The organism is Chryseolinea sp. T2 (assembly GCF_037203685.1).
Lineage (GTDB): Bacteria > Bacteroidota > Bacteroidia > Cytophagales > Cyclobacteriaceae > Chryseolinea.
In genome coordinates, this window is record NZ_JBBCAU010000002.1 from 469,587 (window position 1) to 492,297 (window position 22,711).

At 48.2% G+C, this 22,711-nt stretch carries 19 protein-coding genes; all 19 read left to right on the forward strand.

Annotated features, from left to right (window positions below; translation table 11 throughout):
* The first annotated feature begins 91 nt into the window (after nt 1–91).
* The 19 genes from WBG78_RS06870 (at nt 92) to WBG78_RS06960 (ending at nt 22,705) form a co-directional block, all read left to right on the forward strand.
* Nucleotides 92–874, forward strand: coding sequence for a TIGR02757 family protein (locus WBG78_RS06870; RefSeq protein ID WP_337326247.1), 783 nt, complete (start codon nt 92–94; stop codon nt 872–874).
* A 575-nt stretch (nt 875–1,449) separates the two neighbouring features.
* Nucleotides 1,450–2,694, forward strand: coding sequence for a c-type cytochrome (locus WBG78_RS06875; protein WP_337325655.1), 1,245 nt, complete (start codon nt 1,450–1,452; stop codon nt 2,692–2,694).
* A 39-nt stretch (nt 2,695–2,733) separates the two neighbouring features.
* Nucleotides 2,734–5,835 (forward strand): TAT-variant-translocated molybdopterin oxidoreductase, encoded by a 3,102-nt coding sequence (locus tag WBG78_RS06880; RefSeq protein WP_337325656.1) that lies wholly within the window; start codon nt 2,734–2,736, stop codon nt 5,833–5,835.
* A 52-nt stretch (nt 5,836–5,887) separates the two neighbouring features.
* Nucleotides 5,888–7,279, forward strand: coding sequence for an NrfD/PsrC family molybdoenzyme membrane anchor subunit (gene nrfD, locus WBG78_RS06885; RefSeq protein ID WP_337325657.1), 1,392 nt, complete (start codon nt 5,888–5,890; stop codon nt 7,277–7,279).
* 24 nt (nt 7,280–7,303) lie between these two features.
* Nucleotides 7,304–7,834 carry a DUF3341 domain-containing protein gene (locus WBG78_RS06890; RefSeq protein ID WP_337325658.1) on the forward strand — a complete coding sequence of 177 codons (531 nt, stop codon included), beginning with the start codon at nt 7,304–7,306 and terminating at the stop codon, nt 7,832–7,834.
* Nucleotides 7,815–8,516, forward strand: a complete 702-nt coding sequence (locus WBG78_RS06895; protein WP_337325659.1) for a c-type cytochrome — start codon at nt 7,815–7,817, stop codon at nt 8,514–8,516. Before WBG78_RS06890 ends, WBG78_RS06895 begins: the two co-directional genes overlap by 20 nt.
* 27 nt (nt 8,517–8,543) lie before the next feature.
* Nucleotides 8,544–10,028, forward strand: coding sequence for a quinol:cytochrome C oxidoreductase (locus tag WBG78_RS06900; RefSeq protein WP_337325660.1), 1,485 nt, complete (start codon nt 8,544–8,546; stop codon nt 10,026–10,028).
* Between the two features lie 15 nt (nt 10,029–10,043).
* Nucleotides 10,044–11,123, forward strand: a complete 1,080-nt coding sequence (locus WBG78_RS06905; RefSeq protein ID WP_337325661.1) for a cytochrome c oxidase subunit II — start codon at nt 10,044–10,046, stop codon at nt 11,121–11,123.
* A gap of 24 nt (nt 11,124–11,147) precedes the next feature.
* Nucleotides 11,148–13,028, forward strand: a complete 1,881-nt coding sequence (locus WBG78_RS06910) for a cytochrome c oxidase subunit I (RefSeq protein WP_337325662.1) — start codon at nt 11,148–11,150, stop codon at nt 13,026–13,028.
* Between the two features lie 131 nt (nt 13,029–13,159).
* Nucleotides 13,160–14,176 carry a COX15/CtaA family protein gene (locus tag WBG78_RS06915; RefSeq protein WP_337325663.1) on the forward strand — a complete coding sequence of 339 codons (1,017 nt, stop codon included), beginning with the start codon at nt 13,160–13,162 and terminating at the stop codon, nt 14,174–14,176.
* A 114-nt stretch (nt 14,177–14,290) separates the two neighbouring features.
* Nucleotides 14,291–15,184, forward strand: coding sequence for a heme o synthase (gene cyoE / locus WBG78_RS06920; protein ID WP_337325664.1), 894 nt, complete (start codon nt 14,291–14,293; stop codon nt 15,182–15,184).
* A gap of 12 nt (nt 15,185–15,196) precedes the next feature.
* Nucleotides 15,197–15,778, forward strand: a complete 582-nt coding sequence (locus WBG78_RS06925) for a cytochrome c oxidase subunit 3 (protein ID WP_337325665.1) — start codon at nt 15,197–15,199, stop codon at nt 15,776–15,778.
* A gap of 77 nt (nt 15,779–15,855) precedes the next feature.
* Nucleotides 15,856–16,581 (forward strand): cytochrome c oxidase subunit 3, encoded by a 726-nt coding sequence (locus tag WBG78_RS06930; RefSeq protein WP_337325666.1) that lies wholly within the window; start codon nt 15,856–15,858, stop codon nt 16,579–16,581.
* A 72-nt stretch (nt 16,582–16,653) separates the two neighbouring features.
* A complete protein-coding gene (locus WBG78_RS06935; RefSeq protein WP_337325667.1) occupies nt 16,654–16,983 on the forward strand; it encodes a cytochrome C oxidase subunit IV family protein in 330 nt (109 codons plus the stop codon).
* A gap of 130 nt (nt 16,984–17,113) precedes the next feature.
* Nucleotides 17,114–17,701 carry a hypothetical protein gene (locus WBG78_RS06940; protein ID WP_337325668.1) on the forward strand — a complete coding sequence of 196 codons (588 nt, stop codon included), beginning with the start codon at nt 17,114–17,116 and terminating at the stop codon, nt 17,699–17,701.
* A gap of 93 nt (nt 17,702–17,794) precedes the next feature.
* Nucleotides 17,795–18,328 carry a DUF420 domain-containing protein gene (locus WBG78_RS06945; protein WP_337325669.1) on the forward strand — a complete coding sequence of 178 codons (534 nt, stop codon included), beginning with the start codon at nt 17,795–17,797 and terminating at the stop codon, nt 18,326–18,328.
* A gap of 20 nt (nt 18,329–18,348) precedes the next feature.
* The gene (locus WBG78_RS06950; protein ID WP_337325670.1) at nt 18,349–18,600 is read left to right on the forward strand and encodes a hypothetical protein; all 252 of its coding nucleotides are present in this window, start codon (nt 18,349–18,351) and stop codon (nt 18,598–18,600) included.
* A 67-nt stretch (nt 18,601–18,667) separates the two neighbouring features.
* Nucleotides 18,668–18,937, forward strand: coding sequence for a DUF983 domain-containing protein (locus tag WBG78_RS06955; RefSeq protein WP_337325671.1), 270 nt, complete (start codon nt 18,668–18,670; stop codon nt 18,935–18,937).
* Between the two features lie 120 nt (nt 18,938–19,057).
* A complete protein-coding gene (locus WBG78_RS06960; RefSeq protein ID WP_337325672.1) occupies nt 19,058–22,705 on the forward strand; it encodes a sensor histidine kinase in 3,648 nt (1,215 codons plus the stop codon).
* Nucleotides 22,706–22,711: the final 6 nt, after the last annotated feature.

Consider the following 22,711-nt stretch of genomic DNA (forward strand, 5'->3'; position numbering starts at 1 on the left):
GACACTTTGCCTAATTACATAAAAATCCCCAATCATCAACCAACACATGTGCATCGCTGCGCATGTATATTGGGCCACTTTTGTACCATCGATGAATGCAAAGTCGCTTGCCAGGCTCCTTGAACTAAAGCCGTTTCTCGACGAGAAGGTGGAGCAATTTAACCAGCCTCAGTTTATTGCCTCGGACCCTGTGTCGATACCCCATCGGTTCACCAGGCTGCAGGATATCGAGATTGCAGGTCTGTTCGCTGCCACGCTTGCGTGGGGTCAGCGGGTAACAATCATCAGGAAATGTTTGGAACTGATGGCGATGATGGACAATGCCCCTTATGACTTCATCACCCAGCACAAGACAAGTGACCTTCGCGTCCTTGAAACATTCAAACACCGTACGTTTAATCTTACAGACACGCTCTACTTTGTTGAATTTCTAAAATGGTTCTACAGCCAACACAATTCTCTCGAAGACGCGTTCCTTATCGACCAATCAGCCGACAATGTTCACGATGGGCTGGTGAAGTTTCACCAAATGTTCTTCAGTCTGCCCGATCATCCGGATCGCACAAAAAAGCACGTGGCCACCCCTGAGCGAAAGTCAACGTGCAAAAGGTTAAATATGTATCTCCGCTGGATGGTGCGTAGTGACAACCAGGGCGTTGACTTCGGCCTTTGGCGACGCATTTCGCCTGCGCAGCTGATCTGCCCGTGCGATGTACACGTGGATCGGGTGGGAAGGAAGCTGAAGCTGATCAGACGCGCTCAGACAGACTGGCTAACGGCAGTAGAGCTCACCCACAATCTGAGGGTACTCGACAAGGCCGACCCGGTCAAATATGACTTTGCTTTGTTTGGAATAGGCTCATCCGGGGAGTGAGGGGCACAAGCCCTTCTACGGGTATCAACGAGCCTTCGCCAGCCCTGCCCCGGTGTTCCCCCAGCCGTGCATGGGACTTCTCCAGTCTCTCATCGGTCTTTCCCAAACTTTACCAGCCCTTGCATGTTCTCAGAGAGGTTTATTCAGTTCAAAGTTCGACTTCAAATTAAGCACATTACACAGAGCGGAAGAGGAGCGCGGCGCAGGATTAAAACGCTTAAATGCGCCTACTTACTGACTAGGTATTTGGGACGCTTTTGGCCAGTGTTTCCAGAAGGATTTTCCGACAATAATCAATAGAACTTCAAGTCAAAAAATCCCTCAATCGGTTGTGGGAGACATGTGTTGACAAGCGATCCGATGATCATTCAAAACAGCCGTTAGAAGCTATTTAAAATAATTCTAAATTATTGATAAACATCGCTGATTCACGATTGTGACTTACCTTTCGCCGATTTTGAAATGGGGTCATTTTTACCCACAATTTATTGTGCAACAACCCAAATAAATTTGAAAAAATGGACTCCGATAGTAGATTTGTGCCTCTTGTTTTGAAAACGGACACTGAACCAAACATGAATAGAATTTCGCTCTCCTCCGCTTGCAAGTTCCTCCCTCTCGTCCTCGTTTTCTTCCTTACAATAACAGCTCAAGCCCAGGAAATCTCCAAAGATCCCGCAGCCATTCAGGCGGGACAGGCATTGTTTAATGCCAACTGTAAGACTTGTCATGCTGTAAATAAGAAGGTAGTAGGCCCTGCATTGAAGGGGGTGACAGATCGTGCGCCATCGATCCAATGGATAAAGGACTTCGTGCATAACTCAGCTAAAGTTATAGCGAGTGGCGACGAGTATGCGCAGAAGGTTTTTGCCGACAACAATAAAGTTCAAATGACCGCCTTCACCGGATTAAAGGATGAAGAGATCATGAACGTTCTCGCCTACATCGTAGCGGAAGGAAGTAAAGCGGAACCGGCGACTCCAGCACCCGGTCAGGCTGTTGCAGCTAATCAGGGTGGTGAAGGAGTGCCTTCAACTTATCTGAATATTATTATCGTGGGGATGATTGTCATCCTCGTGCTGTTGGTAGTGATCCTTGCTTTCATGGTGTCATCCATGAAACGCTTCCTGGAGAACAAGGAACTCACTGAAGAAGATCATGAAGTAGTTTTCTCACCGATCAGCTTTGGCTCAGTAGTAAGAAGCGGTGGATTCATCTTCCTCGTGACTTTTATAGTAGCTGCATTAGGATTCAAGGCAGTGATCAACGGCCTTTATGGCATCGGTATTCAGCAGGGCTATGCGCCTAAACAACCCATCGCTTTCTCTCACAAAATTCACGCCGGCCAGTATGAGATAGATTGTAAGTACTGCCACGTAGGTGTGATGAAGGGAAAGAGTGCCACCATTCCTTCAGTTAACATTTGTATGAACTGCCACAACCAGATCCGTTCTGGTACAACTACGGGCGAGGGCGAGATTGCCAAGATCGTTGCGGCGTGGGATAACAAGAAACCTATCGAGTGGGTACGTATCCACAATTTGCCTGACCTGGCATATTTTAACCACGCTCAGCACGTGAACGTTGGTGGCCAGGAGTGTCAGACTTGCCATGGTCCTATTGAGACGATGGACGTAGTGCGTCAGCATTCTCTGTTGACCATGGGATGGTGTATTGATTGTCACCGGAAGACAGACGTAAACAGCAAGGGTAGCGCGTACTATGACAAGTTACTGGAGTACCATGCGAAGGAGAAGGGTAAGACCCCTATGAAGGTTGAGGATATTGGTGGTCTCGAGTGTGCTAAGTGTCACTATTAATATAAGGTAATTACGATCAACGCGTCGCTATAACGATTTATGGAAGAATCAAAAAAGGTATACTGGCAAGGCTTAGAACAACTGGCTAACAGTGCAGAGTTTGTTAAGAATGCCAACAGGGAATTCCCTGAGGCTCCGGAGCAGACCGAGGACCCAGGCCACAGCCGTAGGGACTTCCTCAAGATGATGGGGTTCGGCGTATCGGCCGTAGCGTTAGCAGCCTGCGAAGCACCTGTTCGCAAAGCTATCCCTTATGTAAATAAGCCTCTTGACGTTGATCCCAGCATTGCTAACTATTACGCTTCTACCTATACAAATGGCGGAGACTACGCCAGTATCGTCGTAAAGACCCGTGAAGGTCGTCCTATTAAAATAGACGGTAACTCCCTTTCAGGCGTTACGAAAGGCGGCACCAGCGCGCAGGTTGAGGCTTCGGTTCTTTCACTTTACGATAACTCCCGCCTGAAGGGTCCGGTAGCTTCAAAGAAGAAGATCACCTGGGAAGATCTGGATAAGGAAATCATCTCCAGGCTTTCACAAGTTGAGAGCGAAGGCGGCCAGATCCGCATCGTTAGCAATTCCATTCTAAGCCCCAGCACGAACAAAGCAATAGCGAAGTTTAAAGCTAAATATCCCAGCACTCAGGTCGTTCAATACGATCAGAGCTCTGCCTACGGAATACTGAAGGCAAACCAGGAGTCTATTGGTGCTGCGATCGTTCCGTCATATGATTTCAGCAAAGCAGATGTGATCGTTGGCCTTGCCTGCGACTTCATTGGCAGCTGGATTTCTCCTATCGAATTTACCAAGCAATATGGTTTGACGCGTGAGGTTTCTGCCAACAAGCGGAACATGTCACGTCACTACCAGTTTGAAACCATACTTTCCATCACGGGTGCAAATGCGGATTACCGTTCGCAGATAAAGCCGTCGGAGGAAGGTGCCGTAGCCGTACAGTTGTACAACCTCATTGCCGCTAAAGCCGGTAAAGCGGCGTTGTCTGGCGGCGTTGAGAAACAATACCTCGCAGAGGCAGCAAACGACCTTTGGGCTGCCCGCGGAAAGGCACTCGTCGTAGCAGGATCCAACGATAAGGCTATACAAATTGTCGTTAACGGTATCAACGACATGCTGGGAAGCTATGGAACAACTATACTCCCGGCTTCTCCTGTTAACTACCGTCAGGGTGACGATGCAGCTATGGCGCAGCTTCTTGCTGATGCCGAGGCCGGCGTTGTTGATGCATTGATATTCTTCAACTGTAACCCTGTGTATGATCATCCGCAAGGCGAGCGCCTTGCCGAGATCGTTAAGAAATCTAAACTGTCAATCGCGACAGCATATAAGGAGGAGGAAACCGGAGATCTTTGCCAGTATCTGGCGCCAGATCATCACTTCCTCGAAGCGTGGAATGATGCTGAACCCAAGAGAGGATCTTTCAGCCTTGGTCAGCCCACAATTACACCAATTTATAAGTCACGTCCAGCACAGGAAAGCTTCCTCGTATGGGGTGGTGAAGCCAACGCGGACTACTTTGAATTTGTTAAGGCAAACTGGAAGGAATGGTTTTATAAGGATACGACCAAAACATTCCAGGAGTTCTGGGACCGTTGCCTGTATGATGGTGTGTACGAAGCACCAGTAGTAGCTGCAGCTGCACCAGCGGTAACAACATTCGCCGGCGACGTTAATGCAGCAGCTTCGGCTATCTCTGCAATTGCAGGTGGTGGCATTGAACTCGTTATCTACGAAAGTGGAAACATTGGTAACGGATCTCAGGCAAACAACCCGCTCCTGCAGGAACTTCCTGATCCTATTACCAAAGCGGTTTGGGATCACTATGTGACCATTTCGCCGAAGGATGCAAAAGACATCGATTTCTCTGAAAGCATCACCAAGCTGTATGCGATCACTGTTAATGGCAAGACCATTAAGCTGCCGGGCCTCGTTCAACCTGGACAAACACCTGGCACGATAGGCATACCGTTAGGATACGGACGCAAGAAAGCTGGTAAAGTTGCTAACGGAATAGGCGAGAACGTTTATCCATTCGTTGCAACGGTCAATGGATCCCTCAGCTATTCAGTGGCAAACGTGAAGTTTGAAAAGACTGGCGATACTTACCAGATCGCACAAACTCAGACGCACAACACTTACATGGGTCGTCAGACAGTCATCCAGGAAGTATCTTTGGAAGACTTCAAGGCGCCAGGATGGGAACATCCTTATCAACCTAAGGTTACTACATGGGCTGATCCTGAGCACAAAGTGCCCCCCGGAACAGTTAAAATATGGAAGGGTCACAAGTATCCCAATCACCATTGGGGTATGGCCATCGACCTCAATACCTGTACAGGCTGCGGCGGTTGCGTGGTAGCATGTAACGTGGAGAACAACGTGGCACTGGTAGGACGCCAGGAGGTTATCAACCGTCGGGAGATGCATTGGCTGCGTATCGACAGATACTACAGCAGCTCGGCAGCACCGGATGATCGCAAAGGTCTTGAGACTGCTGCGGATAACCCGGAGGTTGTATTCCAGCCGATGCTTTGTCAGCACTGTAACAACGCTCCATGCGAAACAGTTTGCCCTGTGGCAGCAACTACTCACAGCACCGAAGGTCTTAACCAGATGGTGTACAACCGATGCATCGGTACCCGCTATTGCGCTAACAACTGTCCTTATAAAGTACGTCGCTTTAACTGGTTCAAGTATCATGACAACGATCAGTTCGCGAAAGTGAACCCTGCCATGAATACCGAGATCGGTAAAATGGTACTGAACCCTGATGTTACAGTACGTTCACGCGGCGTAATGGAGAAATGCTCTTTCTGCGTGCAGCGTATACAACAAGGTAAGCTCACTGCTAAAAAGGAAAGACGCCATGTTCAGGATGGAGAAGTCAACACCGCTTGCGCGGCTGCCTGCTCTACCGGTGCGATCGTATTTGGTGATCTGAACGATCCCAACAGCAAGATCTCACAACTCCTTCAGATTACACCAGCAGACGAGAAGAATCCTGAGAAGGTTGACAAGATCGCGCATAACCCGCGCGCTTACCAGGTTCTCGAAGAAGTAGGTGTGAAGCCGAACATCTGGTACCTGACTAAGGTGAGAAACCGCGAAACAACGAAGGCATAAACAACGGTGCCTCTAACATTTGTACAGATAACGACTAAGATCAACGAATAAAATGCAGGTATCTTCAGCAGTACGCGATCCCCTGGTAACCGGTGGCAAAACGGTTAAAGACGTATCGCACGACATCAGCCGACATGTGGAGAGCAAACCCAACCGCGCTTGGTGGATGGCGTTCGCCATATCTTCAGTGTTCTTTGTGTTTGGTTTCTACTGTATATGCGTTCTGTTGTGGAATGGAGTAGGAGTGTGGGGACTGAACAAAACAGTAGGTTGGGCATGGGACATCACCAACTTCGTATGGTGGGTCGGTATCGGTCACGCCGGTACACTGATCTCAGCGATCCTTCTTTTGTTCCGTCAGCGCTGGAGAATGTCAATTAACCGCGCAGCGGAAGCGATGACAATCTTCGCCGTAATCTGCGCCGCTACTTTCCCGCTCATGCACATGGGGCGTCTGTGGCTCGGATTCTACTGGACACTGCCTTTCCCTAACGCATTCGGATCATTGTGGCCAAACTTTAACTCGCCACTCCTTTGGGACGTATTTGCGATCTCAACATACTTTACCGTATCACTTGTATTCTGGTACATCGGTCTTATTCCTGACTTTGCTGTAATCCGCGACCGCGCTGTGGTGCAAGGTCATCCGATCCGCGCTAACATTTATAACGCCCTCAGCTTTGGATGGCAGGGTGGTGCAAAGACCTGGATGCGCTACGAATCTGTAGCCCTGATCCTTGCCGGTCTTTCAACTCCTCTGGTACTTTCCGTTCACACGATCGTATCCATGGACTTTGCCACTTCCGTCGTTCCCGGATGGCACACTACAATCTTCCCTCCATACTTCGTTGCCGGTGCTATCTTCTCCGGATTCGCGATGGTATTGACGCTGCTGCTCATCACACGTGTGGTGTTCAAGCTTGAAGATTACATCACGATCTATCACATCGAGCTGATGAACATTATCATCATTGTAACCGGCTCGATCGTAGGTGTCGCTTACATCACCGAGCTCTTCATCTCCTGGTACTCCGGAGTAGAGTACGAAGGTTATGCGTTCTATAACCGTGTAACTGGTCCTTACGCATGGTCTTACTGGTCTATGATGACCTGTAATGTGATCTCTCCTCAGTTGTTCTGGGTGAAGAAGATCAGAACCAGCATCGTAGCAACTTTCGTTCTGTCGATCATCGTAAACATTGGTATGTGGTTCGAACGTTTCGTGATCATCGTGACTTCGATTCACCGCGACTATATCCCGTCGAGCTGGACAATGTTTCACCCGACTATGTACGATATCGGTGAGTACCTCTTCACCTTTGGATTGTTCTTCTGTGCCTTCCTGCTGTTTGCAAAGTACTTCCCTGTCATTAACATGGCTGAAGTGAAGAGCATTGTGAAGGTGGGTTCGGAAAAAATAACTGACGACAAAGCACATCACTAAGTGATAGGCAACTGATAAACAACTATGCAAGCGGACAAGAACTTTCTCGTAGGAATATTTGATGACGAAGACGTACTCCTCGACGGCGTCACGCAGATTCGCAAGAACGGTGTTAAAATACAGGAGGTATATTCACCATTTCCTGTGCATGGTCTTGATGAGGTGCTGGGCTATCGTCGCAGCCGTCTGCCTAAGGCCGCGTTTTTGTTCGGTCTTACCGGAACATCACTGGCTCTGTTCACACAGATCTGGATGCTTGGATATGACTGGCCTATGATCATCGGTGGTAAGAACTTTGCTTCATTGCCTCCCTTTGTTCCGGTGACCTTCGAGTTTACAGTGTTGTTGTCTGCTCTTGGTATGGTGGCGACATTCATGATCGTGAGTGACCTGAAGCCTTACAAATGGCCACGTCAGTTTGACTTGCGCAGCACTGAAGATAAGCACGTGATGGCTATCGACCTGGCAGCCAACAAAGGCAAGACGAAAGAGGAGATCACCAGCATCCTTAAAGCTGCAGGTGCATCAGAAGTGAATGAAAAGAATTTTGACTAATCTGAGAATATCGAATATGCGAATGCGCAATCTATCGATTTTGGTTTCGGGCTTTGCAGCGGCGGCTATGCTGTCGTCCTGTGGCGCTGGTGGCGACAACCAGGGTTTGGAATATGCTCCTAACATGTATCATTCCGTTGCCTACGAGCCCTACACTCAAATTGTCGATGAAGACGCCGGACGTTGGCTCACTTCGATCGAGTATCCCGATGGTCACGCGGAGTTTTACAACTCCAACAACCTGAATCCATTCCACATGAACATGCGCGAGATACCTGCAAACACGGTGGCGCGTAATAAGAATGGATGGTTGCCTTATCGCTTTGGAAAGGATAGCCTGGCATTTGCAGCAGCGGTTAAGAGCCCACTGGATTCTACCGCCCAGATAATCGCTGAAGGCAAAGTTTTGTTTGATGCATATTGCGAGCATTGCCATGGACCTAAGGGTGCCGGAGATGGCAAAGTAGGAGCTGGTATTGATAATCCAGATGCGCCAGGACAAAAGAAAGGCAACTACAACGGTGTGCCTGACTACAAGTCAGCTGCTTTGAAAGATATCACTGAGGGGCACATTTTCCATGTGATCACCTATGGCAAGAACCTGATGTGGCCCCACGGCTCGCAGATCAGCCCTGAGGATCGCTGGAAGATTGCCAAGTATGTTAAGACGCTTCAGAAGTAACGGACCAACAGATAAAGGATAACAAGAATGGCTCACCATCACGTAGAAGTTAAGGAAGAACTTTATGAATTTAAGCCTGCGACCCGTAGCAAGCTTTATATCCTGTTGGTCGTAGGTATTGTATTCGCTGCGATCGGACTGTTCACAGCGGGCGACGGCAGCCACGAAGAAGGCGGGCATGGCGGTGGTCATTCTGCCGTAGCAACCGAAAAAATGGTGGCTAGTGTAGATCAGGAGCATCCTGCGGAGGTTGCGCAGTCTCACGATTCTACATCTTCAGAGCACGCTGCAACTGAGGCTGAACATGGCGCTTCAGACGAACATGCAGCAGCTCCTGCTCACGGCGCAGAGCACGCAGCTGGTCAGCACGCAGGAGGCGAACATCATGGCAGCCCGCATTGGCTGAAGCGTCTCTTCACAACGCTATGGATGCACAACATTTTGTTCTGCGGCCTTGGATTGATCGGTCTGTTTTTCATAGCCATTCAATATGCCGCGCAAGCAGGCTGGTCGGTAGGTATTAAGCGTGTAGCCCTGGCGATGGGTTCGTGGATTCCTATTGCAGGCATTCTGACACTCGTTCTCTACTTCTTAGTTAATAAGGATATTTTCCACTGGTCACATTCAGATGTTTACGATCCTCATAGTGGCTCGTTCGATCAGATCATCAGCGACAAGGCTCCGTTCTTTTACTGGCCTCTCGCAGGCGGATCATTCCCGTTCTTCTTCATTCTTAGAATGATATTGTTCTTCGGCCTCTGGTACTGGTTCTATACTAAGATCAGAAGAAACATGCTTGCTGAAGACCTCGACAATTCAACTCAGTACTGGTATAATATCCGCGGTACGTCAGCATGGTTCCTCGTATTCTTCGGTGCCAGCTCGTCTATCGCCGCGTGGGATTGGGTGATGAGCATTGACACACACTGGTTCAGCACAATGTTCGGCTGGTACGTTTTCGCCAGCTGGTGGGTAACCGGACTTTCAGTAATTACACTCATCGTAGTGTTCCTCAAAGAGAATGGTTATCTGTCGATTGTGAACTCCAATCATTTGCATGACCTCGGAAAGTTTGTCTGGGCGTTCTGTATATTCTGGACATACATCTGGTTTGGACAGTTCCTCCTGATCTACTATGCACACATTCCTGAAGAAACTGTGTACTTCGTCGAGCGTATGTACAACTCTCCGTATGCATGGATCTTCTACACGAACATCATCCTGAATTTCGTGTTGCCGTTCCTATTGTTGATGACACGCGACGCGAAACGTCAGATGTCAACACTGAAAGTCGTTTGTCCGATCATCATCATCGGCCACTGGTTCGATTTCTACAACATGGTTACACCTGGCGTAATGCAGCACAGCGGGGCCGTTGGATTCCTTGAAATCGGTGTGTTCTTAATTTTTGCTTCGGTATTCCTGTTGTTCGTACTGAACAATCTGTCGAAAGTTCCGCTGTTCGGTAAGAATGACCCGATGCTGGAAGAAAGTCTTCATCACCACATTTAATCTGCAAAAACTGATATGATGAGTTTGATAATTCTAATTGGTGTTGTACTGGTCCTGGTGATCCTGTTCCTGATTTTCAGGATCAGCAGCCTGGTCGGTATTGCTAAGGGAAAGGGACAGGAAGAGGAGAAGGAAAGCGCCTGGAATAAGGTTAACGCCGCGCTCTTTTTAATTACCTCAACTGCAGGTTTGATCTGGTTTTTCTATTATTCGTACGTGCACTTCGACAGCTATACGTTACCGATCGCATCGGTGCACGGTAAGCGCACTGACAATCTGTTCTGGATTACCATGGGCGTAACGGTAGTAGCTTTCGTTATCATCAGCATCGTGATGTTCGCTTTCATCTTCATGTATCAATATGATCCTAAGAGAAAAGCTAAGTTCTTCCCTGATAACCATTATCTCGAATTGACCTGGACGATCATTCCTGCTATCGTACTTTCAGTTTTGATCTTTACCGGTCTCCGTGCGTGGAATGATATCACAGCACCAGCAGGAAAGGACGCCGAAGTAATAGAAATCATTGGACAGCAATTCGCATGGACCTGCCGTTACCCCGGTGTCAAGGACAAGGAATTAGGAAAAGTTCACTATAAACTAATCGACAACGTTGGTAATGAGTTTGGTCTTGATTTGTCAGACAAGAACTCATTCGATGATTTTAAATCCCTTGAATTACACCTTCCTGTTGATAAGGAGATATTGTTGAACATACGTGCTAAGGATGTTCTGCACAGCGTATTCCTTCCGCATTTCCGCGTGAAGATGGATGCAGTGCCAGGTATGCCTACACACTTCAAGTTCAAGGTTACCAAGACCACTCAACAAATGCGCGATGAAACGGGCAACCCGAATTTCAACTACGAGCTTGCTTGTACAGAAATTTGTGGTCAGGGCCACTTCTCGATGCGCATGCCTGTGGTTGTAGAGGATGAAGATTCGTATGAGCGTTGGAAGGCTTCACAGGAAACCTGGTTGAAGCAAAACCCCGACTACCTGAAAAAGGTACCGGCCAATTTGAGAGAAGCCGCAATGATCAAAGCGGGGTTGGAGAAAGATCCGGGCACTTCAGTGGCCGCGGTTAACGAGTAAGGGACCAAAACAGATTTCAAGCACATGGCAACTACCAATATTCACACGCATCAAGAAGTTCATGATCACCACGAGGAGCATGAGCATCATCACGGCAATTTCTGGACGAATTACATATTTAGTGAAGATCATAAGGTAATCGCCAAGCAGTTCCTGATCACTGGTATTTTCTGGGCTTTGCTTGGAGGTACTCTTTCTGTGATCTTCCGTTTGCAGCTTGGTTTCCCCGACATGAGCCTTGAATGGCTCCGTCCTGTACTCGGCGGCTGGATTACTCCCCAGGGTAAACTGAACCCGGAATTCTACCTGGCATTGGTGACCATGCACGGAACTATAATGGTGTTCTTCGTGCTAACGGCCGGTCTAAGCGGTACATTCTCAAACTTCCTTATTCCATTGCAGATCGGTGCGCGCGACATGGCGTCCGGTTTCATGAACATGCTTTCTTACTGGTTCTTCTTCGTATCCAGTGTGCTCATGTTCACGTCATTGTTCCTCTCTACAGGACCTGCTGCCGGTGGATGGACGATCTATCCTCCTTTAAGTGCCTTGCCGCAGGCCATTAGCGGCTCCGGTACTGGTATGACTTTGTGGTTGGTATCCATGGCGATATTTATCGCCAGCTCACTGCTGGGTAGTATTAACTACATCACAACGGTAATCAACCTCCGCACCAGGGGTATGTCGTTTACAAGATTGCCTCTTACTATTTGGGCGTTCTTCTTCACTGCAATTATTGGTATACTTTCATTCCCGGTTCTGTTTGCCGCTGCGTTGTTGCTGATCTTCGATCGCAGTTTCGGAACAAGCTTCTACCTCTCTGATATCTACATAGCAGGGGAGGCACTTGCTCACGACGGCGGAAGCCCGGTCCTGTTCCAGCACTTGTTCTGGTTCCTCGGTCACCCGGAAGTGTATATCGTATTGCTCCCTGCACTCGGCTTGTCATCTGAAATCATTGCAACCAATTCCCGTAAACCGATTTTCGGTTACAAAGCGATGATTGGTTCGATGCTCTTCATTGCTATCCTGTCATTCATCGTGTGGGCTCACCACATGTTCGTAACCGGTATGAATCCGTTCCTCGGTTCGATATTCATGCTGCTTACTTTGATCATCGCGGTTCCGTCTGCTGTGAAGATCTTCAACTATGTTACAACGCTCTGGAAAGGTAATCTCCGGTTTACACCAGGGATGCTCTTCTCGATCGGTCTCGTTTCGTTCTTCCTTACCGGAGGTATTACAGGTATCTTCCTGGGTAACTCTGCAGTTGATATTCAGCTCCACGACACTTACTTCGTAGTAGCTCACTTCCACCTTGTAATGGGTAGCGCTTCGTTCTTCGGAATGATGGCGGGTGTATACCACTGGTTCCCTAAGATGTTCGGTCGCATGCAGAACGCAACACTCGGATACATACACTTCTGGTTGACATTCATCGGTGTATATCTCGTGTTTTTCCCTATGCACTATATCGGTATCAAAGGCTTCCCCAGGAGATATTATACTTGGACGAACTTCGACTTCGCTCAGGGTTTCACCGACCTCAATATGCTCGTAAGCGTGGCTGCGATCGTAACGTTGAGTGCTCAGTTTATCTTCCTCTTCAACTTCTTTTACAGCATGTTCCGCGGCAAGAAAGCGCCGGCAAATCCATGGGAGTCTACAACTCTTGAGTGGACGACACCGCGTGTTCCTGGGCACGGAAACTGGGCTGGCGAAATACCTTCAGTTTACCGCTGGCCTTACGACTACAGCAAGCCCGGAGCAAAGGAGGATTACATCCCTCAGCATATTCCTTATTCTGAAACCCCGGAGTCTAACCTCCCACACGAAAACGACCTGATCAAGCTTGAGACAAGCAATGGTGACGGCGCGATTGTGATTGAGGGTAGCAAACACTAAGTCGGATTGAAAATTGAGAATTTATAAGGGGCCCGGACGGGCCCCTGCCGTAATGGGCTTAGCGCACCTTCCCATTTTGTTTCTCTGTATCAGTTTGAAGTCATCAATTTGAGCGACATGTTCAGAAAGAAATGAGATCATTCCGCCGGTTGACAATTTCCACCCTCATAGCTGTGTACGTGTTGATACTCGTAGGGGGAATTGTACGAAGCAGTGGCTCAGGGATGGGTTGCCCGGACTGGCCCAAATGCTTCGGTAGCTGGGTGCCGCCAGCCAGTTACGACGAGTTGCCCGATAATTATAAGGAGATCTACGCCACCTACAGGCATAAGAAGAACGAGCGCTTCGCTCACTATCTTACCTCGCTCGGGATGGATGAGACTGCCAATGCAATTCTCAACGATCCATCTATACGCATTGAGAACGACTTCAATCCGGTGAAGACCTGGATCGAATACGTTAACCGGGTTGTAGGGGTGATCATCGGTTTTCTGATCTTCGCCGTTTTCGTTTTTTCGTTTCGATTCTGGAAAACGTCCCGCAGGTTTACACTCATCGCCGGCGCTGCATTTTTCCTCGTAGGCTTCCAGGGATGGATTGGTTCATTCGTTGTTTCAACTAATCTGACGCCATGGACGATAACCGTTCACATGTTTCTCGCGCTCGTTATCGTGGCGCTGCTGGTGTGGCTCGTGCACGAAACCGACTTTGGAACAGAAATAACCTCATCAATCGGTTTCTGGTGGCTGCTGGCGTGTATAGCGGTGTTGTTGGTGCAGATACTGCTGGGTACGCAGCTCAGAGAAGCCATCGATCGCGTGGCCGGAGCATTACCCCGCGGCTCCTGGATTGAGAGCATCGGACGACCGTTCATGTTGCATCGGTCCTTCTCGTGGATTGTCGTTATTCTGCATGTCGGATTAATCGTCAAATTGCACAAAACTCGAGCGTCAAAATCTTTCGCCCTTGCCCTAATCGTGCTAATTTTGGGCACGTTACTGACAGGGCTGGGCATGGCTTATTTTGGCGTTCCCCCCGTGCTTCAACCGATACATTTGCTGCTGGCAACAGCTACGTTTGGAATGCAGTTTCTGTTCCTGTTGAAGCTTAACCGGAAGGAAGAGATGGTAACAAGTATTGAGTCCTGAGTCCTTAGTCCTGAGTAGGTTTTGAGTATGAAGAGTTGGATAGTGAATTCATACTTACCACTAAAGGCACTAATGACAACTAAGGACTAAGGACTAAAGACTAAGGACTATATCATGGTAGGACAACTCGACAATTTAACTGGACTAGCACTTGCCGGAGCAAAGGCAAAGGCTTACTGGGAATTGCTGAAGTTCAGATTGTCGTTTCTGGTTTCGTTCTCATGCGCCTTTGGATTCGTCCTTGCATCACCTCACATTGAATACAATACATTGTTCATGTTGTTCATCGGCGGATTCCTGATGTCCGGATCCTCGGTGATAATAAATCAAATCATTGAAAAGGATCTTGACGTTGTGATGAAACGCACGATGAACAGACCCTTGCCGACACAACGAGTGTCGAGAAACGAAGCAACAATTCTTGCCGCAGTATGCCTTGTAGCCGGCGTATCAATTCTCACGGCCTTCACCAACCCTCTGACTACTGGTCTCTCATTGCTTTCCCTGGTGTTGTATGCATTTGTTTACACGCCGCTCAAGCGCGTAGGACCGATCGCGGTATTTGTGGGCGCCATACCTGGTGCACTTCCACCACTTCTCGGCTGGACGGCTGCGACCGGTGTTATTTCTTACGAAGCACTGATCATCTTTGGTATTCAGTTCATATGGCAGTTTCCACATTTCTGGGCCATAGCCTGGGTGGCGGATGAAGACTATAAAAAAGCAGGATTCAAACTCCTGCCTTCAAGCGGACAAAAAGATCTGAACACTGCAATTCAGATCATGATCTACACTTTGTTCCTCATTCCACTGGGACTTCTTCCTGCAACTTTTGGTATCACGGGTATAAACTCAGCCATCGTTGCAACGGTATGTGGAGTATTGTTCTTTGCGCTGACGTTCTCGCTGATGAAAACAGGAGACCGGAAGGCTGCACTTAAGATCATGTTCGCTTCATTTTTATACTTGCCGATCGTGCAGATCGCTTATGTTCTTGACAAACTTTAAGAGACGGAGATAATGGCGACAGATATAAGGATTGTTGAAGAGGCTAGTAAGCCGCGGGCAATGGACCCGAAGAAGTTTGGAATGTGGCTCTTCATCGTCAGCGCGACGATGGTTTTTGCCGCACTCACGAGCGCTTATCTCGTAAGACAGGCTGCCGGTAACTGGCTGGTTTTTGACCTGCCTTCGCTGTTTGGAGTTACAACCACGATCATCATACTCAGCAGTGTAAGCATGCAGTGGGCGTATATCGCTGCTAAAAGGAACAACCTCGAGATGACCAAGGTGGCCATCTGCATTACAGCACTCCTGGGAGGAGCCTTTTTTGTTGGGCAATTTAAGGCCTGGGGCGCGCTGGTTAATCAGAGCGTTTATCTGGTGGGCAATCCGGCCGGATCGTTTGTGTACGTTCTGTCAGGTCTTCACATGCTGCACATCGTTGGCGGCGTGGTGTATCTGATGATTGTACTCGTGGCAACATTTAGATATAAGGTGCATTCAAGACGCCTGGCGCAGATGGAATTGTGCGCTACGTACTGGCATTTTTTGGGCGCGCTTTGGCTATATTTATATGTTTTTCTATTATTGAACCGCTAAAAAAAGGCCGTTGTAGAATGGATGAACGGATGAGCAAAAAGCTCAATTTGAACTGAACCAATAGTATAAAGGAATATATGGCAAGTACACACGCAGTGGCTCCTGGCAGGAGCGAATGGGATGGAGGAGTATCACCGATGGGCGCCAGCTATGGCAAGCTCATGATGTGGTTCTTTCTGTTGTCCGATGCATTTACATTCTCGGCGCTGCTCATCACCTACGGGCTGGTCCGTTCTTCGCATCAGGGCTACACTGGCGCTGTAGAAGCATTTAAGTTTGATCAGGCTTATTGGCCAATCCCTGAAAGAGTATTCGAGTCAGTTCCTTTCCTTCACGGCGTTGCACTGCCTCTCGTGTTTGTGGGTATCATGACTTTTATCCTCATCATGAGTAGCGTTACTATGGTGTTGGCAGTTGAAGCCGGACATCGCATGGACAGAAAAGCTGTTGAGAAATGGATGCTCTGGACTATCCTCGGTGGTATCGCCTTCCTGAGCTGCCAGGCATGGGAGTGGACACACTTTATTCACGGTGTTGAAGTTGACGGCGCATTTATTCATGCAGGCTTGTCACACAATCCTTACGGACCTCCTGACTTTGCCGCGTTCTTTTTCTTCATCACAGGCTTTCATGGCTTCCACGTATTCAGCGGAGTTTGTCTGAACTTCCTGATTTATTACAATACTGTAATGGGCGTGTACGATCGCCGTGGCCACTATGAAATGGTGGAGAAAGTAGGTCTCTACTGGCACTTTGTAGACCTGGTTTGGGTATTCGTATTTACCTTCTTTTATCTGGTATAGTCATTAAGCCACAAAACGTGGAAGACAGCCAAATCAACAAATCAATAAATCAACAGATCAACAAATAATCTCATGGCCCATAGCGAAAACGAAGTACAAGTAAACGTAATCCCCCCCGACAGAGAGAAAATTGCTAAGCTCTGGAAGGTGGCCGGAATTCTGGGTATCGTGACAGCGATCGAGTTCGTCATTGCATTTACAATGCATCACGGTCCGCTGAAGACTTCCATCTTCATCGCACTTACGATCGTGAAGGCTGCCTACATCGTAGGTGAATTCATGCACCTTCGTTACGAGGTGAAACTGCTGTTCTGGTCGATCCTCATCCCTATGATATTTGTGGTTTGGATGCTGGTTGCCTTCATCTACGAAGGCTTAGCTATCGGCAGCGTTCGTTTCTGATATTGACTTGCCAGAATTCAGTTTCCGGCGGTATAAAGGGGAGGCTTGGGGATAACCTTAGGCCTCCTTTTCATTTTGTCGAAATTAAGACGAAGCTGATACACTTGGTTGTTCGTTAGTGAAATAGAAAATGAAACAAAGCTTTAAGATCATCATCCTTACACTCGTATTTATCCTGCCTATTGCAGTATTCGTATTCCTGAAGCTCTTCGGGCGAAACGAGTTTGATGTCGCGCCACTTTATGTGTCTGAGGTACCTTCCTTACGTGCAGAATGTGGGTTCAAACCGGCCGCCCCTTATTTTGTGGAGGACAGTATCCAACGATATTTCAATATCTCCGCCGATAGCCTTACCGTGATCTTCTTTGGTCCGCTGTCTGGTGAAGCGCAGAATCAGTTGGACCGGGTTCGTGAGCAAACGGCTCCGGATCCAGTCCAAATTCTTGACGCTGCAACCATCGGTGTACCACTCCCGGACGTAACCTCAAACGCAACGTTTGGCACCGACACTTCCAGTCACCAGGACGGCTCCATCATTCGCGCCCTCTCGCCGGCCGAAGCCGTGGCATTAAAACATTGTGTGTTCTTCCTCGACAGCGTCAAAGATGTTGTGATGCTGGACCGCCAGGGCGCTATCCGGGGGCAATATGCCGCCGCTGATCGGGACGAAATTGATCGCTTGCTGACCGAGATCACGATCATTTTAAAGAAATACTGATACTCGCCCACATGGTGTATCTTTGTGGCGATTTTCCAGGCAGACATTGCCAGCGCGAACTTACGAAACGAATATCAAGAACTTAGGAGTACAATGACAACAGCACCCATTGAAAAGAGAAGGGATCCATTTCAGTCGCTTATCGTGGCCATCTCGATAGCGATTCCCCTGGTTGTTGGTGTTCTGTTCCGGGTAAAAATTCCCGGTTATGATTTGTCATTCCTGCCACCGATCTACGCCACAATCAACGCGATAACCGCCATTTTGCTTGTCGCGGCCGTGATGTCGATTCGCAACGGCCAGCGTAAACGACACGAGCTTTTGATGAAGGCGTGTATGATACTGTCCGCCGCCTTTCTTGTCCTGTACGTGCTTTATCACATGACCAGTGACTCGACGGCCTACGGCGGAGAAGGCCCATTGAAATACGTCTACTATTTCATCCTGATCACGCACATTTTATTGTCTGTTGGTGTTGTTCCATTAGTATTGTTCACGTTCTCACGAGGGGTAAGAAGCGATTTTACGCGACATCGTAAACTCGCAAAGATTACGTTTCCAATCTGGCTGTATGTAGCAGTAACGGGAGTGATCGTTTATCTGATGATTAGTCCATATTATAAATAATGGTAGTTGGTATGCCTTCTATGAAGAGATTTCTTCTCATATTCTTAGCAAGCTTTCTCACCGTCGTTAACGCATTGGGGCAATGCGCAATGTGTCGTTCAACATTGGAGAACAACTACTCCAGCGGTAACCCTGGTATTGGCGCCGGCATTAATACCGGAATACTCTACCTCTTATCGATGCCGTATCTGGCAGCAATGATCCTCGGTTATCTATGGTTTAAACACAGCCGGAATGCCCAGAAGTTATCTGAACGCGGTACTCAAGGCTAAGTGTCCTAAATGCAGAGACGGCAACATGTTCGTATACTCTGCAGCCAATCTTGCAAAGTTCAGTATTATGAACGAGCGCTGTCCGGTATGCGGTGTGCGCCTCGAACCGGAACCAGGCTTCTATCAGGGTGCAATGTATGTCGGATACGCATTTACCGTAGCACTGATTGCGATAGTCGGGGGCATTCTTTACTTCACCTGGGATCCCTCCGAATGGACCTATAGCGCGATCGTTATCATACTCGCCATTCTCATGGCACCGCTGAACTATCGCTACTCCCGCGTGCTCTATCTTTATATGTTCGGAGGTATTAAGTACAATCCCTCGCATAGCTAGATTCATTTGAAGATTTAGTAATTTGTAGGTTTCCGGGCGTTCTTAAACATCGCGCCGAGGTTGTGGCCAGTATTGGGACTGACGACAATCCTCAAACAACCGAGACCATTAAATTGGCAAATGAATCGTGTTCCCAGAATTTTAATTGCCGCCGTCGGCTTTTTTCTGCTCGGACTAATCCTCCTGGCAATCTTCGATCGACGAAGTGCTTCAGGCACAACCATCGCTGACATCAGCCAGAGTCTTGAGCGCGTTCTCAACGATGTCGATCAGCAGGCTACTGATTATCTCTTGCGCCTGAAGCAACACCCCGATGACATAGTTCTTCAATCTATAGATGGTAACGCTTTCTTTCTATACGACGCTCAGCGCGTTCTGCAGTGGTCAGACAATCGCTTCGTTCCAACACCAGCATCGGTGTCAGGTAACTTTGCACTCAAGTTGCTGAAGGGTGGCAATGGTGATTACCTGGTTAAGAAATGGAACATAGACGATCACCAGTGGTTAGTAGTCGTAATACCCCTGTTTAGGTCGTACACAATACGTAACACTTACCTGAGCACCTGGTGGAACCCTAGACTATTCAGTAACGATCAAATCGTAATCGAAGAACCGGACGCAACGGTGGGGTTGCCGGTTTGCGTCGATAATGTGTGTCCGTTCAGGTTAACGTTTTCACCCCAGTTGAGTGCCACGCAACGTGCCGGCCACATTCTGGGAACTCTGGCGATACTGACTTCAATAATTCTGCTTACTGCCTATGTCTATACGCGCGCGAGAGACAGCAGACGACCTGAAGTGGGATGGCTCATCTTGCTTGCGTATCTGTACGTACTGAGATTAGGTATGGTGTCGGTTGGATTTCCAGGCACTCCATACCCTGCGTGGCTTTTTAATCCTCTGATATTTGCTTCATCCACACTCAATGCGTCGCTGGGAGATTTGCTCCTCAACGTAATAGTCGTGCTGATAGCATGCCTCTATATATTCAGGAACGCGCAGCGTTTTTCGCTCGTGAGATCATTGTTTACGGTTAGCTGGCTCAACTGGCTTCTTTCTGTTGTATGTGGTGTGGCAATACTCTTTACCGTATTGTTTCCATTTGTAGTTATTCAAACCATCTACAACAACTCGACAATCGTTCTGGACATAACAAAATCGCTCACCTTTGGCGGCGTTCGACTCGTAGCTTTTGCAGTCGTGCTGTTGTCAGGAATATGCGCATTTATGTTTGCCCACGCCAACATACGACTTCTGATCGGCGATGGGGGAGGCTTACGCGTTTTGTTTTGCTTCCTGATGTCCGTTGCCTTGTTTTCTGTTATCAATACCATCAGCGGGCAGAACTATATTTCTTCTCTCGCACTGGGTACTTTATATTTTCTGCTCATCTATTATCTCAGGTTGTATTCGAGTTTGAGACATCTGACTTTTGGTACGTTTTCATATCTGTTCATCGCCATCTCAATCCTTTCGGCAAACGGGGCATATGCGATTCGCGAGTACGGCCGCCAGGAGCAAATCGATAATCAGTTTCGCTTTGCTGATAACTTCCTTATCGACCGCGACATATTTGGCGAGTATTTACTTCACGAGACAGGACATAAAATCGCAGAGGACGTATTCATTCAAATGCGCATCAACAACCCGTTCCTAAGCCGTGATGCCATACGTCAGAAGATCAGAAAGGTATTCCTGCCAACATACTTTAATAAATACGATGTCGAGATCTGGTTATTTGCCGCCACGGGAGAGCCACTTGGTAATCGCACGAACCAGTCGCTTTCGGAGTTCGTGGGCATTTATGATCAGGACGCCTATCACACAGCAAACGAAGGTGTTTATTTCGTCCCGGGACCAACACGCAATGTAACTCAGAAATATCTGGTAAAGATCCCGTTAAACAGAAACGGATTCACGAGTGCTTACGTGATCCTTGAACTCTCACTGAAGAAAATTATTCCGGATACCGTCTACCCTGAACTGCTCGTTGACAACACAGTCCAGCAATTTTATCATGCCGATGATATCAGCTACGCAGTCTATGCGGACACGACATTGCTTTTAACTACTGGTAACTTTAATTACGATCGCGCCTTTAGTCGTGAATGGCTGGGCAACCCTGCTCTTTACCACAACGGTTTGGAAGTCGATGGTTACATGCACATTGCTCACGAAGATCAGAACGATCGTGTAGCAATTGTGTCATCGCCGGTCGCATCACGGACTTATACGCTGGCAAGCTTTTCATTTCTGCTGGTTCTTGGCCTTGGCATCATTCTCGTTTTCCTCTTCATCCTTGGAGTTTCCGGTTACTTCAAGAAGGAAAAGATGAACTACTCAGCGCGTATTCAGCTTCTTCTCAACATTGCATTCTTCTTACCGCTCATCCTCGTGAGCGTGACCACGCTCAATCTTACCAGCAGGGCATCCCAGCGACAGCTCAACACCGAATATCTGAAGAGGGCGGAGACGTTTAGCCTTCCTTTATCGGCTCAACTCGATGACTACCTGTCGGGCCGCGATGTCAATGTCGCCGGATTCGAAAACCAGCTCACAGATCTGGCAACACTCACGAACCTTGATGCGAATGTGTACACGGCATCCGGCGAGTTGTTTGTGACGACACAACCTCAGATCTTCGACAATGAGTTGATGTCGAATTACATCAATGCCAATGCCCTGCATAAGATTCGCGGGGGCGAAAACTTCGTTATTGAAACTGAACGCATCGGCAACCTGTCATACTATGTTTCATACGCAGCGCTGAAATCACCAACAACCGGCAGACTGGTCGGCATACTGGCAATTCCGTTCTTTCAGAGTGCGTCCTCGATGGAACGGGCGCAAATCGGAATCATCGCCAACATCCTGAACATCTTCGCCCTTATATTCATTGTGCTCGTTATCCTGGCTTACTTTGTTTCCGAGTGGCTTACTTTCCCCTTAAAATTTATCACCCACTCGCTGCAGCAAACCTCGCTTACGAAGTTGGATCAACCGCTTGCCTGGCGGGCCGACGATGAGATCGGACTGATGGTAAAAGAGTATAATCAGATGCTTTTTAAGCTAAGTGAGAGTAAGGCGGAATTGGAGCAGACCCAGCGTGAACGCACATGGCGTGAAATTGCCCAGCAGGTGGCGCACGAAATCAAAAACCCGCTCACCCCAATGAAGCTCACGCTTCAGCAGCTGCAGCGGGCAATGCAAACAGGAGTCAACTCTTCTGACAAAACAGAGAAAGCAATATCATCTCTTCTTTCGCAGGTTGACACACTCAATGACATTGCCTCGTCATTCAGCACGTTTGCCAAAATGCCTGAGCCGATTATGCAGCGTCTCGAACTTGTTTCGTTGGTAAAGCGGATCATACTTCTGCATAGTCAATCCGGAGAGATAACGTTCTCGACCACGGTAAACGTTGCGTTCGTAGTAGGCGACGAACAGTTGCTGGGCAGAACGTTCTCAAATATAATTCTAAACGCTTTCCAGGCGTCACGACCTGGCTACCCGCAGTTGCTCAAAGTTTCCATCACCGCGGCCGACAATCGCTACGTCATCAGATTCCAGGACAACGGAAAAGGAATTGAACCAGACATTGCAGATCGTATTTTCCTCTCACACTTCAGTACTAAAAAGTCCGGATCGGGCCTTGGACTCGCTATTGCCAAGCAGGCAATTGAGCAAATGCGCGGAAAGATTTGGTTCGAAACAAAAGTCGGACAGGGATCCACGTTCTTCGTGGAGCTGCCAGTCGAAAAAGACTAGCGCTAT

Bases quoted from the DNA above. Each gene is read 5' to 3' on its own strand.
- WBG78_RS06880 (WP_337325656.1), top strand. From the start codon at position 2,734: ATGGAAGAATCAAAAAAGGTATACTGGCAAGGCTTAGAACAACTGGCT.
- WBG78_RS06915 (WP_337325663.1), top strand. From the start codon at position 13,160: ATGAGATCATTCCGCCGGTTGACAATTTCCACCCTCATAGCTGTGTAC.
- WBG78_RS06900 (WP_337325660.1), top strand. From the start codon at position 8,544: ATGGCTCACCATCACGTAGAAGTTAAGGAAGAACTTTATGAATTTAAG.
- WBG78_RS06945 (WP_337325669.1), top strand. From the start codon at position 17,795: ATGACAACAGCACCCATTGAAAAGAGAAGGGATCCATTTCAGTCGCTT.
- WBG78_RS06870 (WP_337326247.1), top strand. From the start codon at position 92: ATGAATGCAAAGTCGCTTGCCAGGCTCCTTGAACTAAAGCCGTTTCTC.
- WBG78_RS06955 (WP_337325671.1), top strand. From the start codon at position 18,668: ATGAACGAGCGCTGTCCGGTATGCGGTGTGCGCCTCGAACCGGAACCA.
- WBG78_RS06940 (WP_337325668.1), top strand. From the start codon at position 17,114: ATGAAACAAAGCTTTAAGATCATCATCCTTACACTCGTATTTATCCTG.
- WBG78_RS06875 (WP_337325655.1), top strand. From the start codon at position 1,450: ATGAATAGAATTTCGCTCTCCTCCGCTTGCAAGTTCCTCCCTCTCGTC.
- WBG78_RS06890 (WP_337325658.1), top strand. From the start codon at position 7,304: ATGCAAGCGGACAAGAACTTTCTCGTAGGAATATTTGATGACGAAGAC.
- nrfD (WP_337325657.1), top strand. From the start codon at position 5,888: ATGCAGGTATCTTCAGCAGTACGCGATCCCCTGGTAACCGGTGGCAAA.
- WBG78_RS06910 (WP_337325662.1), top strand. From the start codon at position 11,148: ATGGCAACTACCAATATTCACACGCATCAAGAAGTTCATGATCACCAC.
- WBG78_RS06930 (WP_337325666.1), top strand. From the start codon at position 15,856: ATGGCAAGTACACACGCAGTGGCTCCTGGCAGGAGCGAATGGGATGGA.
- WBG78_RS06895 (WP_337325659.1), top strand. From the start codon at position 7,815: ATGAAAAGAATTTTGACTAATCTGAGAATATCGAATATGCGAATGCGC.
- WBG78_RS06950 (WP_337325670.1), top strand. From the start codon at position 18,349: ATGAAGAGATTTCTTCTCATATTCTTAGCAAGCTTTCTCACCGTCGTT.
- WBG78_RS06925 (WP_337325665.1), top strand. From the start codon at position 15,197: ATGGCGACAGATATAAGGATTGTTGAAGAGGCTAGTAAGCCGCGGGCA.
- WBG78_RS06935 (WP_337325667.1), top strand. From the start codon at position 16,654: ATGGCCCATAGCGAAAACGAAGTACAAGTAAACGTAATCCCCCCCGAC.
- WBG78_RS06905 (WP_337325661.1), top strand. From the start codon at position 10,044: ATGATGAGTTTGATAATTCTAATTGGTGTTGTACTGGTCCTGGTGATC.
- cyoE (WP_337325664.1), top strand. From the start codon at position 14,291: ATGGTAGGACAACTCGACAATTTAACTGGACTAGCACTTGCCGGAGCA.
- WBG78_RS06960 (WP_337325672.1), top strand. From the start codon at position 19,058: ATGAATCGTGTTCCCAGAATTTTAATTGCCGCCGTCGGCTTTTTTCTG.